The sequence below is a fragment of the Serratia sp. NPDC087055 genome (genome assembly GCF_044900985.1).
GTDB lineage: Bacteria > Pseudomonadota > Gammaproteobacteria > Enterobacterales > Enterobacteriaceae > Serratia.
On the sequence record NZ_JBJDOG010000001.1, the window covers coordinates 730,707 to 746,669 of the forward strand.

The window sequence follows — 15,963 nt, forward strand, 5'->3', positions numbered from 1 at the left end:
TTTTCTGGCAACTTAGAGAAAAAACTCAGCCTCCGCGCACAATCGCAGTGGTGGCACCTCGTGGGCTGAACTGCCAATAAAGCGCAAACAGGGTAATAAAACCGACAATGCCGAGCAGGATCCACGGCAGTTCTGGCATGTTCATCGCGTGACCGGTGTCATACATCCAACCACCGCCGGTGTAACCCAACGCGCCACCCAGTGCCAACCCGAGGCGACTGAACCCCATATAGCTCCCGCGTGCCCGCGGATCTGCCAGCGAGGCGCTCAGGGTTTCACGTGCCGGTTCAGCGATGATTGAGCCGAGATAGAAACAGCAAATCAACGTAAAGACGCCCTGCAGACTGGTTGCCAACCCCACTGGCAGCAGGCTGAGCGTCATCAGCAGGAGGCCAGCCATCAGCCGTTGTTCCAGGCGGAAACGTTTCTCGCTCCAGCGTGCCAATGGATAAAGCAGTGACAGCGACAGCGCAGCTTCAATGGCATACATCCACTTTACCGCGGTCGGTGAACCGGCGATTTCATTAACGACGATGGGCAGCATCAGCATGACCTGTACCGACAGCATGTAATACCCGGTAAGTGTCAATACGTAGGTAAGGAAACGGCGATCGCGCAACACGCGCATCATGCCTTCCTTCATCGGCGTGCGTACGGTGGAAATGCGGTACGCAGGCAATAACCAGGCGTTCCAGCCCGCTGCCAGTACAAAAATGGCTGCGCCGACCCAGCAGACAAAATGGAAATCGTATTGCAGCAGCCAACTGCCGATCAAGGCACCAATCACCGCGCCAGCGCTGTCTTGCATCATCAAGAGGGAGTAAAAGCGGCCGCGCTCATGTGGACGGGTGAGCTTAATGACCAACGCAGTGCGTGGTGGGTCAAACAGCGTGCCGCCGAGGGCGGAAAGGGCGCAAGAAAACCAGAGCAACCAGGGCTGATCGGCCATTGCCATCGTCGCGAAGCCTGCGGCGCGCATCAGCATACCGGTGACAATCATCGGTTTGGCGCCAAATCGGTCGGCGATCGCACCACCGAAGATCCCCAAACCTTGTTGGATTAACTGCCGTAAACCTAGCGCAGCGCCGACCACGACGGCCGCCCAGCCAAGCTGATCGACAAAGCGGATCGAAATAAGTGGAAAGACCACAAAGAAGCCTAAAACCACCAACAGGTTATCGAGTAATAGAAAATATTTACCCAAGCTCCGAGCTTGCGATACCAGAGACATGCTTCACCACGAGCAATTAAGAGGGAGAGGAGTGCGACCGCTCTAGTTTGTACCCAATCCAGGATTGCCGATAGGGGCGGGGTAGATAATATTTTTTTATCGTCAATACGTTACCTGCGCGGCAAAACCGCACAAAAATAGCCGTAAAATGGCCAATCGCTTATTTACTGAGCTGTCTGGGTTTTACCTCCTGGGCTGGCTGCGGTTATATTAAATGAGGGTATATGCGGTTCTGCGCTGGTCGTTAAGACATAATGATTCAGGATAAGTCTGCCGCAGGATTATTATCCGGACATGCGCCCAATAAATACTTCTTATCGAACCGTTCTGACTGCGGGGGAAATGATGTTTGGCTACCGCTCTGCATCACCAAAAGTACGCCTCACCACCGATCGGATGGTCGTCCGTTTAGTTCATGAACGCGACGCTTACCGGTTAGCGGAATACTATGCCGAAAATCGTGCATTTCTCAAACCCTGGGAGCCCGTGCGTGATGAAAGCCACTGTTATCCATCCGGATGGCAGGCGCGGCTGGGAATGATCACCGAAATGCAAAAGCAGGGCAGCGCCTACTATTTTATCCTGCTTGATCCCGACGAACATGAAGTGCAAGGCGTGGCGAACTTCAGCAACGTGCTGCGCGGTTCGTTTCATGCTTGTTTCCTCGGCTATTCATTAGCTGAGAAATGGCAGGGACAAGGACTGATGTACGAGGCGTTGCAGTCCGCTATCCGTTATATGCTGCGTCAGCAACGTATGCACCGCATCATGGCTAACTATATGCCGCATAATCAGCGCAGCGGCGCATTGTTGACCCGGTTAGGGTTTGAACGTGAAGGTTATGCCAAGGATTATCTGCTGATTGACGGGCAGTGGCGGGATCACGTATTGACCGCATTAACCAATAAAGAATGGCTACCGCCACGCTGAGGCCAAACAATGAAATATGAATTAAGCGCTAAAGAAGCCAGAGTGATCGGCTGCCTGTTGGAAAAGCAGGCCACGACGCCAGATCAGTATCCCCTTTCCCTTAACGGCATTACGTTGGCCTGTAACCAGAAAACCAACCGTGAACCTGTGATGGATCTGGCGGAAAATGACGTGCAGCAACTTCTTGATCTGCTCCTGAAGAAGCATTTCTTACGGACATTAAGTGGGTTCGGTAATCGGGTCGTTAAATATGAACACCGTTTCTGCAATTCAGAGTTCGGTCAGTTAAAGCTGTCTGCGGCAGAATTGGCGATAATCACGACGTTATTGCTGCGTGGCGCCCAAACGCCCGGTGAGCTCCGCACCCGTACCAATCGCATGCATGAATTTAATGACGTCACTGAAGTGGAACAGGTGCTGACCAATTTGAGCGCGCGTGAGGATGGCCCCTTTGTGGTGCGTCTGGCGCGGGAGCCGGGCAAACGTGAAAGCCGGTTCATGCATTTGTTCTGTGGCCAAATCGATGAGGCACCTGCTGAGGTGTTACCGTCTGAAGAGACAGAATTGCACGAACGCGTAACTGCGCTGGAACACGAAGTGGCGCAGCTCAAACAACAATTGCAGTCGTTATTGGCTCGGGGTGCAGATGAGTAAATTGCGCGTTGGTGTTGTGGGGTTGGGAGGGATTGCTCAAAAAGCCTATTTACCGCTCCTCAGCCAGGCGGTGGACTGGGTTTTGGTGGGCGGTTTCTCTCCCAATCAACAAAAAGCACAGCCAATATGTGACAGCTACCGTATGGCCTGTTTCTCGGGGTTAGACAGTCTGGCACAGCAATGCGATGCGGTGTTTGTTCACAGCAGTACCGCCAGCCATTTTCAGGTGATCGGTGAATTGTTGCGTCATGGCGTTCACGTTTATGTCGATAAACCGTTGGCCGAAACCGTGGAGCAGGGGGAGCAACTGATTGCCCTGGCAGAAAAACAGGGTAAAGCGCTGATGGTAGGGTTTAACCGCCGTTTTGCACCCTTGTATCAACAACTGAAACAAGACATGTGTCAACCTGCGTCGATCCGCATGGAAAAACACCGTGCGGACAGCGTTGGGCCCAATAATATGCGGTTTACCTTGCTGGATGACTATCTGCATGTGGTGGATACCGCATTATGGTTGGGCGGCGGCGCTGTGCAGTTGCTCAGCGGCTGCCTGCGTGGCACAGAGCGCGGTGAGCTGTTATATGCCGAGCATCATTTTGAATGTGGTGAAACACAGATAACTACCAGTATGCATCGCCGTGCTGGCAGCCAACGCGAAAGCGTGCAGGCAGTGTCGGATGGCGCGGTATATCAGTTGAACGATATGCGTCAGTGGTGGCGTGAAGACGCCCAGGGTGTTTTGGAACAACCGGCCCCGGGGTGGCAAACCACGCTGGCGCAACGGGGTTTTGACGGTGCGGTTCGCCATTTTATCGCTTCTGTGAGTAATCACACTGCACCAGAAACGGCTGGAGAGCAGGCCATTGCCGCCCAACGGGTGATTGAAACGCTGCTGCGTGATGCCGGTTTGTAAGATAACTCTATGTAACATATGGCGGTAGCTATTCTGCTGCGGATGGGTAAACTGAGCCGATAGTTTTACTGACGCCTGCTGATGCAGGCGTCAACATTTACAGGGCGTATCAGAAAAACCACATGAACCTACTAAAATCACTGGCAGCCGTCAGCTCTATGACGATGTTCTCACGGGTGCTGGGCTTTGCCCGTGACGCGATCGTGGCGCGGGTGTTTGGTGCCGGTATGGCAACAGATGCCTTCTTCGTGGCATTCAAGCTTCCCAACCTATTGCGGCGTATTTTTGCCGAAGGGGCGTTTTCCCAAGCTTTTGTGCCTATCCTGGCCGAATATAAAAGTCAGCAGGGGGAAGAGGCTACACGTACTTTTATTGCCTACGTTTCAGGTCTGTTAACGTTGGTGTTGGCGCTGGTGACGGTGCTTGGTATGTTGGCGGCCCCTTGGGTGATTTACATTACCGCGCCGGGCTTTGTCGACTCACCGGACAAGTTCGCTCTGACGTCATCGCTGTTGCGCGTCACCTTTCCGTATATTCTGCTGATCTCGCTGGCTTCATTGGTCGGTTCGATACTCAATACCTGGAACCGCTTTTCGATCCCCGCTTTTGCGCCGACGCTGCTGAACGTGAGCATGATAGGCTTTGCGCTATTTGCCGCGCCTTACTTCAATCCTCCGGTCATGGCACTGGCCTGGGCGGTGGTGGTCGGCGGGGTGCTGCAACTGGGTTACCAGCTCCCACATCTGAAGAAGATTGGCATGTTGGTGCTGCCGCGTCTCAAGCTCGGCGATGCCGGTGTATGGCGGGTAATGCGTCAGATGGGGCCCGCAATTTTTGGCGTCTCCGTGAGCCAAATCTCGCTGATAATCAACACCATTTTCGCCTCATTTCTGGTCTCTGGTTCGGTATCCTGGATGTATTATGCGGACCGTCTGATGGAGTTTCCTTCTGGCGTGTTGGGCGTGGCACTGGGCACGATTTTGCTGCCGTCGTTGGCAAAAAGTTTCTCTAGCGGTAATCACGACGAGTATTCCCGATTAATGGACTGGGGGCTGCGTCTGTGCTTCCTGTTGGCGTTGCCGAGTGCCATTGCACTGGGTATTTTGGCCAAACCGTTGACGGTATCGCTGTTCCAGTACGGCAAGTTCAGCGCCTTCGATGCCGCGATGACGCAGCGCGCATTGGTCGCCTATTCGGTGGGCTTGATGGGGTTAATTGTGGTGAAGGTATTGGCCCCCGGTTTTTATTCGCGTCAGGACATCAAAACGCCGGTTAAAATCGCCATTATCACGTTGATTTTGACCCAGGTGATGAACCTGATGTTTATTGGCCCGTTGAAACATGCAGGCCTTTCACTGTCGATCGGTTTGGGCGCCTGCCTTAATGCCTCACTGCTCTACTGGCAATTGCGTAAGCAGAAGATTTTCCACCCGCAGCCGGGCTGGGCAATGTTCTTGACCAAGTTGGTGATTGCGGTGATTGTGATGTCAGCGGTATTGGTTTGTGTGATGTGGCTGATGCCTGCCTGGGATCAAGGCAATATGCTTGAGCGTTTATTGCGTCTGTCGCTGGTGGTTGTCGCCGGTGTCGTGGCCTACTTTGGTGTATTGGGGGGATTGGGTTTCCGTCCACGCGACTTTGCCCGCCGAGTGGCATAAGCAGAGATTCCCCGTTTTCAACGCGTAAAAAAGGGTCGCCTCGGCGACCCTTTTGCGTATTCAGCGCGGATGGCTTACATACGCTCGACGGTTTCGATACCCAGTGTATCCAACCCGGCTTTCAGCGTCTTCGCGGTCAGTAAGGCCAGTTTCAGGCGGCTTTGACGAGCTTCTTCGCTGTCTGCGTTCAGGATCTGACAGTGTTCATAGAAGCTGGAGAACAGGCCCGCCAAGTCGTACAGGTAGCTACACATCACGTGTGGTGTGCCGTCACGTGCTACGGTGGTGATGACTTCTTCAAATTGCAGAAGGCGTGTCGCCAATGCAATCTCGCGTTCTTCCGTCATGACCAACGGCAGGGTCAGATTGCTTTCGTCGACGCCGGCACGTTTAAATACGGAAGAGACACGGGTATAGGCATACTGCATATAAGGCGCGGTATTACCTTCGAACGCCAGCATGTTGTCCCAGTCGAAGATATAATCGGTGGTACGGCTTTTTGACAGGTCGGCATACTTCACCGCACCGATGCCAACGGCATTGGCCAGATTTTGCATTTCTTCTGCAGGCATGTCCGGGTTTTTCTCGGCGATCAGTTTAGCGGCACGATCGACGGCCTCATCCAGCAGATCAGACAGTTTTACCGTGCCCCCTGAACGGGTTTTGAACGGCTTGCCGTCTTTACCCAACATCATGCCGAACATGTGGTGTTCGAGCGAGAGAGAGTCCGGGATATAACCGGCTTTACGCACGATGGTCCAGGCCTGCATCAAATGCTGGTGCTGACGCGAGTCGATGTAATACAGCACCCGATCGGCGCCCAGCGTCTCATAGCGGTATTTAGCACAGGCAATATCGGTAGTGGTGTACAGGTAGCCGCCATCTTTCTTCTGGATGATGACGCCCATAGGCTCGCCGTCTTTATTTTTGTATTCATCGAGGAATACCACGGTTGCGCCTTCGCTTTCTACTGCCAGCCCCTTAGCCTTGAGATCGGCGACGATGCCAGGCAGCATCGCGTTATACAGGCTTTCGCCCATGACATCGTCTTCGGTCAGGGTCACGTTCAGCCGGTTATAGGTCAGCTGATTTTGCGCCATGGTGATGTCGACCAATTTACGCCACATTTTCAGGCAGTATTGATCGCCACCTTGTAATTTAACGACGTAGGCGCGCGCGCGCGCGGCGAACTCTGCGTCTTCGTCATAGTGCTTTTTCGCTTCACGATAGAACTGTTCCAGGTCAGACAGATCCATATCGCTGGCGTTTTCGTTCTGCATTTTTTCCAGATAGGCAATCAACATACCGAACTGGGTGCCCCAGTCGCCGACGTGGTTGGCGCGGATCACTTTATGGCCCAAAAACTCCTGCGTACGTGCAGCAGCGTCACCGATAATGGTGGAACGCAGATGGCCGACGTGCATTTCTTTCGCCACGTTAGGGGCTGAGTAGTCGATAACGATGGTTTGCTGTTCGACAGGGGCAATATCCAGTTTTGGCGCACTCAATACGCGGTCGGTTTGCTGTGCGACCCAAGCGCTGTTCAGGAAGATATTGATAAAGCCTGGACCGGCGATTTCCACTTTGCTGGCGATGTCGCCGAGCTCAAGGAGCTGCACCACTTTTTCTGCCAATTGGCGGGGTGGCATGCCAAGTTTCTTGGCAACGGACATCACACCATTGGCCTGATAGTCACCAAACTGTGCTTTTGCTGACTGACGGACCTGCGCTTCGCAATCGGCTGGCGCGCCTGCGGCAATCAGCGCCTGGCTGACTTTATCTGAAAGAAGAACCTGAATATTCACCGGGTTACCTTAATGACGAACGAGGGGCCGTGTGCCATGCCCCTACGGGATTCAAAGGTGGTTTTCTGGCTGCACGTCAAGACGGCGGCCCACCACAAAACAGCCTGTAATTGTAACCGATTTGAGGGAGGACGTCAGCAGTTGGCGAGGGATAAGCTGAAAGTCGCGGAGCGCTAAATGAGAGGAGTAAACGGATAAAAAAAGAGAGGGAATGAAGAGACCAAAATAGGCAAAGCTAGTGCCTTTTTTTCCGACGACCACCGTCTAACGTGTTATTGCGGCGTGATTTGAAATGACGGAATATCGCGTATGCGGCAATAACTATCAATAGCAGGGACATTATTAAAAGTATCATAACTAATTATCTCAAACTCAATTTTCACTAAAGTAGCTTAATTGATATTTTCACGCAATTGCACAAATCTTGTTTAGGATGATTCTTATGTTGTTTTTATTTTAATGTTTTTAAAAACAATGAGTTATAATAAAAAACTTATTGTTTTTTCATTTCTATTGTGCCAGTGAGTGCTGTCTTCTTAATCATATGTATCTCTTGTTATTGCGATTTTATAACTTAATAAGTTAGTAGTATTCTTAAGTCTCACGTCATGATTAAACGTTATAAACTTATGCAACAATGAGTTTTCGGAATTAAAAACTGGGAAAAACGAAACACGGCTGTAATAAAATCTAAATAAATTGTTATTTTGTGCTTTTTATAACCAGCTGCATTCCTGATTGAGTTGATGGCCGCACTCTGCACCAAAAAAGTCCGCTTGCCGAAGGTTTCCGTATGGATAGCTGAGCCTTCGGCGTGTAAATTACACCACCTGAAAATCGCTTTCCGTTGTTTCGAGGATTTTATGACGACTTTTACGGCCATTGCCGAGCTTAACGATTTGGTGCTGGATCTGCCGCGCTTTGAACAGGCACTGAACCGGTTTGCCGAGAAGTTGCACCTGGATTTGACACAGTTCAGTGCGGACCACATATCGGTACGCTGCCATCAAAACACAACGGCCGATCGCTGGCGCGAAGGGCTACAACAGTGTGGCTCACTGTTGTCTGAGGCGATAATCAAGGGGCGTCCTATTTACCTGTTTGATCTTCAACAACCCCTTAACGTGGGACCTTGGCAGATTGACTGTATTGAGTTGCCTTATCCCGGTGATAAACGTTATCCGCATGAAGGCTGGGAACATGTGGAACTGGTACTGGGTGGCGATCCTGCCACGCTTTACGCGCGCGCGCTGGCTCAGTTGCCTGATGAAGCGCTATTGGCTCAAGGGATAAAACTGAAACAGAGTTCGCCACAGACTGATGGGGAGCGTCTGCCGAACCCGACGTTGGCGATCACCGACGGCAGCGTGACGATCAAGTTTCACCCCTACTCGATTAGGGACGTTGTCGCCAGCGAACAACGTTAGCCTGGCATTAGTGAGTGGGTGGCCATCAGCATACGATCCAACGCTTGGATGAGTAGCTCGCGCCGACAACCAAAATTCAAGCGGACAAAATGCCGGTTACCAAAATCCAGGCCCGGGCTTAATCCAACGCCCGCCCGTTCAAAAAAGGCATGCGGATTATCGACGGCCAGTTGACGGCAGTCTATCCACGCCAGGTAGGTTGCCTCAATCGGTTGTAGCTGCAGGCCGGGCATGGCATTAATACGCTCGGTCACCAAATCACGGTTGGCACGCAGATAAACCAACAGTTCGTCCAACCACTCTTGCCCATGCTGGTAGGCTGCCTGTGCGGCAACCAGCGCCAATATATCCACTTCAGGTACGATGCCACTGCGTGTGCGGATCAGCTTTTGCCGCAAAGCAGGGTTGGGCACAATCGCCATCGAGGCACCCAGTCCGGCAATATTAAAGGTTTTCGACGGCGACATCAGCGTAATGCTGCGCTGGGCGGCATCCTCATTTAACGTGGCAAAGGGGATGTGCTGACACCCTGGTTCAAGCAGGAGATCACAATGGATTTCATCGGAACAGACGATCAGATCGTGGTTTTGAGCGAACGAATGTTGCTGTAACAGCTCTTGCCTGCGATAGACAGTGCCGCCCGGATTTTGCGGGTTACACAACAGCAGTAATTTTTCTTTGCCATTGAGCTGTTCCGTGATGGCGGTGAAATCTAACACCCATCGCTTCTCCTTCAGCGCCAGCGGTACCTGCAACTGCGAGCGCCCAGCGAATTTCGCCGCTTTGCGAAACGGGGGATAGATCGGTGATGGTGCCAGCGTGCCTTCGTTTTCAGCCGTAAAAGCCCGCACGCATAAATTTAGACCGCAAACCAATCCAGGCAGGAAAATCAGCCATTCAGGATTGATACGCCAGCTATAGCGTTCTAGCATACGCTGGCTAAAAACCTCAATGAGTTCAGGGGATGGATGCCCATAGCCGAACACGGCATGGGCCACTCGCTGCTGTAATGCATCGATGATAGCGGGGGGGGAAGGGAAGTCGGTGTCAGCAACCCAGAGCGGAATAATGTCGCGGTCACGATATTTATCCCACTTAACGCTGTCACTGTGACTACGGTCTACCCATTGATCAAAATTGAATGCCATAGTTACTACCCTGAGCTGGTTTATACCTATGTCCGTCATATTGACGTTGCATTTTTGTTACGTGATGCAGCTCCAATTATTTAGGGGCTCTGTATGAGCCTACGTGAGAAATGGAAGAATTAACAATTACTGTCACATGTTAGCCGTCATCTGGGGGTGACAATGATTAAACTGGAAGTTTGTTGCTATAGCGTCGATTGTGCGCTGACGGCTGAGCGGGCAGGTGCCGATCGTATAGAACTGTGCGCCAGTCAGAGTGAGGGGGGGCTGACACCCAGCTACGGTTCATTACGTCTGGCGCGGGAGCGCGTCAGCGTACCTGTACATCCTATCGTTCGCCCGCGGGGCGGCGATTTTTGTTATAGCGCCGTAGATTTTGACATAATAAAGCACGATATTGGGCAAATCCGCGACATGGGTTTTGCCGGCGTGGTAGTTGGAATGCTGGATGAAGAAGGGCATATCGATCTGCCGCGTATGCGCGAAGTGATGCGTTTGAGCGGCAATATGGCGGTGACTTTCCATCGTGCTTTTGACATGTGCCAAAACCCGATGGCCGCGCTTGATCAGCTCACACAGTTGGGCGTCGCGCGGATACTGACATCCGGTCAGCAGCAAAATGCAGAGCTGGGTTTACCCTTGCTGCGTGATCTGGTGCAGGCTAGCCAGGGGCCAGTGATTATGGCAGGGGCAGGAGTTCGGCTCAGTAACTTGCACAAGTTCGTTGATATTGGCATTCAGGAAGTGCATAGCTCATCCGGCCATGAAGTGCCTTCGACCATGCGCTATCGCAAGGCTGGCGTGACCATGTGTTCAGACAGCGAGGTTGATGAATTTAGCCACTATTGCGTCGATGGCGAAATGGTAGAGGCGATGAAAAACGCGTTGGCACTGGTTGATCCGTTGGCCCAGAGTGCATAAGTACCCAGCTATCGTTGTTTAGACGGAAAGAAGCCATGGTACGCGCATAAACTTATAGCAGGCCCCGATTATATCGGGGCCTTTTTAATGTCATTCAGAATAGAGACAGGGAACTAAAATCGAAAATTTGTCCTGGACTGATACCACAAGCAAGAATTCTCACTGTGTTACCGTTTGAACCCGGGTTGACCAGGATATCGTGGATTGTCCGGGTGTTACTCATATAAAACTGTGCATAAAACAGGTTGCCTATCTGTACCCAAGGTACCGTGTCACTTTCGATAAGATCGGTATAGTTATCGTTAAAACTCCGTGCCCATATTCCTGTTGAAACACTTGGCTCAGGCGTGCCAGGTGGCACACTCGCATTTGGGTCACCAATGGATGAGGCGACTGCCCAAAAGGTTCTATTACCGATACTCCGATGAATGCGCTGCAGAATGCCCTTGTATCTTGGGTTAGCACCGGTTGATGTGATTTGATTGCTGTTTGCCGTCAAATTACCATCTATTGACCAGTTGACTGGCTGACTAGTGGTATCGACATCAACCAGGCTGGCATTATCAAGGTAGTTCTGCGGTGCAGAGGTCAGCTGATATACACGCTGGGCAATAGTGATTTCCCCTCTGAGCAGGTTATATCCGCTGGCGTTATTAAGTGCGCCATTCGTCCATAGCGGCATAACGCTGTTACTGAAAGCCAACTGATAGCCACTGTCAGCCGCAAAATATATAGCCTGCGGTGAAAGGGTACCTTTAGGATTATTGGCGGTAGAAAATGTCACATTGGTGATGTGAACCGGCGTAATATTTTGGCGAGATACCGATTTTTTTAACACCAGGAACCCCCCGTCGAGATCACCATAATCATTAATGTAAGAGCCGTTGGCGATCTGAATATTTGCTGCAGAGTCAGAGTCGATCTCAAAACAGGTGCCGTTACGATCGGCCATAAAGTTGGTCAGACTGACGCCACCTAAGTAGCTGGTTCCTAACGTCGTGGATCTCAGGAAGACTTTTTTGCCATAGGCGAAAACGTTGGTCAAAAAGGTATTGTCATGGCGATCCAGGTTAAAAGCGCATGAACCTTCCACTGTTAGTGAGGCTGTGACTGCTTTTTCTGTCGGGCGAACGACGTTAGGATTAACATGAACATTAGTAAATCTGTTTATTTCTCGGCTCCCGGAGATCTTGTAATCACAACGGATAGCCCAGCCGTAAATACTATCGAAGTAGTTGGCTTCGCCGCTAGCATTAACGAAGTCATAAGCACCTACATAGCGACAATGTGATACCGACAACGTGCCTGTTGAAGTGATCGTTGCCCCGTACTGTCTGAATTGCGCACTACTTTCCGCGGTATAGATCTGATCTGGATACAAGAATGACCAGCCATCAAAAACCACGTCTCGAGCACAGCTGAAGCATGTCACCCCCACCGGCTTACGGATAATAAATGCACTGTCGTCCGTAAGCCCCGCGCGGGCAGGGCCGTTGGTCGTATTGCTGGAAGGCCCTTGTGCCATGGCTGTGCGATTCCCTTTTAGGGTGACTCCCGCAGGAACGGTAATCGCAGTGGCTCTGTTAAGCAGATATTGTGCATTATTGCTGGTAAAGACGATCTTGTTCTTCAGTGAAGAGACTGCTTTGATGGCGGCTTCTACAGCATCATCTGAAGAGGTTAAACCCGTTGGGTCTGCACCAAAATCGTCGAAGGTGATCCTATTGCCGAACCTTTTCCAACGCGCGCCTGAGGCGGTGACAATCACTGTGCCATTGTTGTCGATGCTGGTGCTATCCGTTGTGTCATAGTAGAACTTACCGGATCCTTGATGACTACCCGCCTGATGGGAAATCAGAAATACGACTTGACCATTCTCAGTAGGTGCATAGGCTCGGAGTGCATTGATACTATCGATATATTGTAATGTCGTCATGGCGTTATCCTCTATTGGGGTCATCGCCATTGTAGGAGAAGGGAACATTTTTAATGCAACGCTCCCGTGTCGGTGAGACATGACACAACACGTTGAGACGAAAGTGTTAGGAGTGGGGTTTTTACCATGTGTTAAGGGCCCAACATGTGCTGAGCCCTTAAAGCAGGAAGGGGTTAAGGCTTTTTCGCCACTAACACGGCACGCAGTGGGGCGGGATAGCCTTCGATGGTCTTGCTCGAATCGTTTGGATCGAGGAACTCGGCCAGTGACTCGCTGGTCATCCAATCGGTGCGACGCTGTTCATCGGTACTGGTTACGCACATGTCGGCGATCTTTACATCGACGAAACCGCATTTCTCCAGCCAGCACTTCAGGGCTTCAGCCGACGGAATAAAGTACACGTTGCGCATTTGCGCATAACGGTCACCCGGGACCAGCACTTGATTGCGATCGCCTTCTATCACCAGCGTTTCCAGTACCAGCTCGCCTTCGTTGACCAATTGGTTTTTCAACTGGTACAGGTGATCCAGTGGCGAACGACGGTGATAGAGCACCCCCATCGAAAAGACGGTATCAAAGGCAGCCAACTCTGGCAGTTGTTCGATACCGAGGGGCAACAGATGAGCACGTTGATCGCCGCCCAACAGCTTACGCACCGCTTCGAACTGACACAGGAACAGTTGCATCGGATCAATACCTACCGCCAATTGGGCACCGGCACCCAGCATACGCCACAGGTGATAACCGCTGCCGCAGCCGACATCGAGAATGGTACGACCGGCCAGTGGTGAAATGTGCGGTAATACGCGATCCCATTTCCAGTCAGAGTGCCATTCGGTATCGATATCAATGCCGTACAAGGAGAACGGGCCTTTACGCCACGGCATCATGGTGCGCAGCATTTTCTCGATGCCTTCCAACTGGCCCGGTGACAGCGGTGAGTCCATATCGGCACGCACACCATTCAATAAATCGAGACGGGTTGGTGTCAGTGCAGGCAGATGGTCAACGGAGTTAAACCACTGCTTGAACTTGCCATGGAGCGATTCACGCTGCCAGGCGCTGAGCTGGGCAGGGAGAGTATCCAGCCAGTGGCTGAGGTTGCTTTTCGCGATACGCTGGTAAAAATCACCAAACTCAATCATGCCGTGGCCCCCGATTTCAAGGCGATCAGTGAACCAAAGTTAAAGCACTGGAACCAAACTTCCGCATGTTCAAAACCGGCCTGTTTCAGACGGGCTTTGTGGGCATCTACCGAGTCTGTCAGCATAACGTTTTCCAGCATGCTGCGCTTCTGGCTGATTTCCAGTTCGCTGTAGCCGTTGGCGCGTTTGAAATCGTGATGCATGTTGAACAGCAATTCGCCGACGTCGGCATCTTCAAAGCTGAACTTCTCTGACAATACCAACGCACCACCCGGACGTAGCCCAAGGTAGACCTTTTCCAGCAGGCGCAGACGGTCTGCGGGCTCGAGGAATTGCAGGGTAAAGTTCAACACGACCATCGAGGCGTTTTCGATTTTGATATCGAGGATATCCGCTTCGATAACCTCTACCGGCGTGTCGGCACGGAAGGCATCAATATGGCGGCGGCAACGTTCAACCATGGCCGGAGAGTTGTCGACGGCGATGATGTTGCAACCCGCCACCTTGATATTCCGTCGCATCGACAGCGTTGCTGCGCCCAGAGAGCATCCAAGATCATACACCTGGCTGCCGGGTTGAACGAAACGTTCAGCCAACATGCCAATCATTGAAATGATATTGGAATAGCCGGGGACGGAACGCTGAATCATGTCGGGGAACACTTCAGCAACGCGTTCGTCGAAGGTCCAGTCGCCTAATTTGGCGATCGGGGCAGAAAAAAGAGTATCGCGGTTTGGCATAGCGGCAAATCAGTTCAGAATTCGAAGGGGCATATTCTAACAGATAACGGCAAGAAAGCGCAGCGGAAGCAGGCGGCGTAGCCGCCTGAGGAGCAACAGGGGATCAATGCAGGCTGAAAATAAGATCCCATGGCAGATAGAAAATGTTGGCTAATACCATTAGCACCAACGAAATGTAGGTTGCCGCCATGCCTGAACGACGCCAGCGAACTTCACGATTACGTAAGCCGTAGTAATGTACCAGGCGACCGGCCATCAGCATCAGGCCGCAAATATGGATCATCCATATTTCAGCGCCGTTCATTTCCATGAGCACCAGCAGTACGGCTGCAATAGGAATGTACTCTACGGCATTACCGTGAACGCGGATGGCGGTCTGTAGCTCATAAAAGCCCCCGTCGCCGTAAGCAACCCGGTATTGCATCCTTAGCCTAACCACGTCATAAGAGAGTTTGATCAACAACAATGCGCCGAGCACTACATAAAGCGCGCTTACCATTTTTAACTCCATTCCCTAACCAAAACTGGCAGCGAGCATCATAGCTGCCATTGCAATCACTGTCGCGAGGAAAAATCTGATGTAATCAGTCAGATTAATCGGTTAAAACAGTGCATCCTGCTCCGGCCAGTCCGGTGGCGAGGGTAAATTCGGAATTGCCTGATACAGCTGCTGCCAGATTTTCTGCGCTTGTTGGGGAGAGTCGCCGTTATCCGGCGTATGTATAAACAGAAATGGCTGGTGTTTTTGTTGCCAAAGGGGCAGTTTCTGCTGCCAGGCATCGAACCAGCGCAGGTTGTCCTGCAAGACGTCGCCACCAATAAAACGCACCAGCGGGTTGTTGGCCGTGACCAAGGCGTGCACCGGCAGCTTAGGCTTTTTCTGTTGTGCGTCACGTACAGCAGCGCTGTTGGGAATGGCATGATGTACAGGCCGGCTGTCAAGGATGACCCGATTGATACCGCGCTGATGTAACCCCTGATTTAACAGCCGCTCTTCTTCCCCCTTGCCGAAGAACGCGGAGTGTCTAACCTCCACGCCATAAGTAAATTCTTTCGGCAATGCATCAAAGAATTGCCACATCGCCGGCAATTCAGCCGGGCCAAAAGCCGCAGGCAATTGAAGCCAAAGCTGGCCAATGCGTTGATGAACGGGGCTCAGACACTGATAAAAGGCCTGCAGTTCAGCGGCGCAGTTGCGCAGCGCGGCCTGATGGCTGATGGTGGCGGGAAACTTGAAACAAAAGCGAAAATCGTCGTTGGTCATATCGCGCCAGCGCTGGACAATGTCCAGTTTAGGCAACGCGTAGAAGGTGGTATTGCCTTCCACGCAATTAAAATAGCGGCTGTAATCCGCCAGATCGCGCAGCCCGATACGGTGCCAGGCCGGGTGTTGCCACTGTGGGAGTCCGATATACATCAGGCTTGCTTCTTCCTTAATTATTCCCGTCAGTCTAC

14 protein-coding genes are annotated in these 15,963 nt (G+C 51.9%); 6 read left to right on the top strand and 8 right to left on the bottom strand.

Annotated elements, in window-relative coordinates:
• Positions 1-25: 25 nt before the first annotated feature.
• Entirely contained in the window at positions 26-1,231 is a 1,206-nt protein-coding gene (gene mdtH, locus ACI2J2_RS03415; RefSeq protein WP_265553664.1) for a multidrug efflux MFS transporter MdtH, read from the bottom strand.
• A gap of 345 nt (positions 1,232-1,576) precedes the next feature.
• Here mdtH and rimJ point away from each other — a divergent pair, with 345 nt between their 5' ends.
• The 4 genes from rimJ (at position 1,577) to murJ (ending at position 5,386) form a co-directional block, all read left to right on the top strand.
• A complete protein-coding gene (rimJ, locus tag ACI2J2_RS03420; RefSeq protein WP_037419996.1) occupies positions 1,577-2,161 on the top strand; it encodes a ribosomal protein S5-alanine N-acetyltransferase in 585 nt (194 codons plus the stop codon).
• Between the two features lie 9 nt (positions 2,162-2,170).
• Positions 2,171-2,815 carry a DUF480 domain-containing protein gene (locus ACI2J2_RS03425; protein WP_404759413.1) on the top strand — a complete coding sequence of 215 codons (645 nt, stop codon included), beginning with the start codon at positions 2,171-2,173 and terminating at the stop codon, positions 2,813-2,815.
• Positions 2,808-3,728 (top strand): Gfo/Idh/MocA family protein, encoded by a 921-nt coding sequence (locus ACI2J2_RS03430; protein ID WP_209634011.1) that lies wholly within the window; start codon positions 2,808-2,810, stop codon positions 3,726-3,728. Before ACI2J2_RS03425 ends, ACI2J2_RS03430 begins: the two co-directional genes overlap by 8 nt.
• A gap of 122 nt (positions 3,729-3,850) precedes the next feature.
• Complete coding sequence (gene murJ / locus ACI2J2_RS03435) at positions 3,851-5,386, top strand: murein biosynthesis integral membrane protein MurJ (RefSeq protein WP_037419854.1); 1,536 nt, start codon at positions 3,851-3,853, stop codon at positions 5,384-5,386.
• Between the two features lie 74 nt (positions 5,387-5,460).
• Here murJ and argS read toward each other — a convergent pair whose 3' ends face one another.
• Positions 5,461-7,191: an arginine--tRNA ligase gene (argS, locus tag ACI2J2_RS03440; RefSeq protein WP_404759414.1), complete on the bottom strand. Its 1,731-nt coding sequence runs from the start codon at positions 7,189-7,191 to the stop codon at positions 5,461-5,463.
• An 863-nt stretch (positions 7,192-8,054) separates the two neighbouring features.
• Between argS and ACI2J2_RS03445 the strand changes: the two genes are divergently transcribed.
• The gene (locus ACI2J2_RS03445) at positions 8,055-8,618 is read left to right on the top strand and encodes a VOC family protein (protein ID WP_209634007.1); all 564 of its coding nucleotides are present in this window, start codon (positions 8,055-8,057) and stop codon (positions 8,616-8,618) included.
• Here ACI2J2_RS03445 and ACI2J2_RS03450 read toward each other — a convergent pair.
• On the bottom strand, positions 8,615-9,766 hold the full coding sequence (locus tag ACI2J2_RS03450; protein WP_404759415.1) for a MalY/PatB family protein: 1,152 nt from the start codon (positions 9,764-9,766) through the stop codon (positions 8,615-8,617). The two genes, ACI2J2_RS03445 and ACI2J2_RS03450, sit on opposite strands and share 4 nt — an antisense overlap.
• Before the next feature lie 162 nt (positions 9,767-9,928).
• Here ACI2J2_RS03450 and cutC point away from each other — a divergent pair, with 162 nt between their 5' ends.
• Positions 9,929-10,687 (top strand): copper homeostasis protein CutC, encoded by a 759-nt coding sequence (gene cutC, locus ACI2J2_RS03455; protein WP_404759416.1) that lies wholly within the window; start codon positions 9,929-9,931, stop codon positions 10,685-10,687.
• Between the two features lie 94 nt (positions 10,688-10,781).
• On the opposite strand, the gene ACI2J2_RS03460 is transcribed toward cutC, so the two are convergent.
• From ACI2J2_RS03460 to ACI2J2_RS03480, 5 genes are all read right to left on the bottom strand, one after another.
• Positions 10,782-12,623 (bottom strand): exopolysaccharide biosynthesis protein, encoded by a 1,842-nt coding sequence (locus tag ACI2J2_RS03460; protein WP_404759417.1) that lies wholly within the window; start codon positions 12,621-12,623, stop codon positions 10,782-10,784.
• Between the two features lie 173 nt (positions 12,624-12,796).
• Positions 12,797-13,768, bottom strand: coding sequence for a tRNA 5-methoxyuridine(34)/uridine 5-oxyacetic acid(34) synthase CmoB (gene cmoB / locus ACI2J2_RS03465; protein ID WP_209634002.1), 972 nt, complete (start codon positions 13,766-13,768; stop codon positions 12,797-12,799).
• Positions 13,765-14,508, bottom strand: coding sequence for a carboxy-S-adenosyl-L-methionine synthase CmoA (gene cmoA / locus ACI2J2_RS03470; RefSeq protein ID WP_265553655.1), 744 nt, complete (start codon positions 14,506-14,508; stop codon positions 13,765-13,767). Before cmoA ends, cmoB begins: the two co-directional genes overlap by 4 nt.
• Positions 14,509-14,611: 103 nt before the next feature.
• Positions 14,612-15,007: an MAPEG family protein gene (locus tag ACI2J2_RS03475; protein WP_061806450.1), complete on the bottom strand. Its 396-nt coding sequence runs from the start codon at positions 15,005-15,007 to the stop codon at positions 14,612-14,614.
• 102 nt (positions 15,008-15,109) lie between these two features.
• Complete coding sequence (locus ACI2J2_RS03480; RefSeq protein WP_404759418.1) at positions 15,110-15,925, bottom strand: DUF72 domain-containing protein; 816 nt, start codon at positions 15,923-15,925, stop codon at positions 15,110-15,112.
• Positions 15,926-15,963 lie beyond the last annotated feature (38 nt).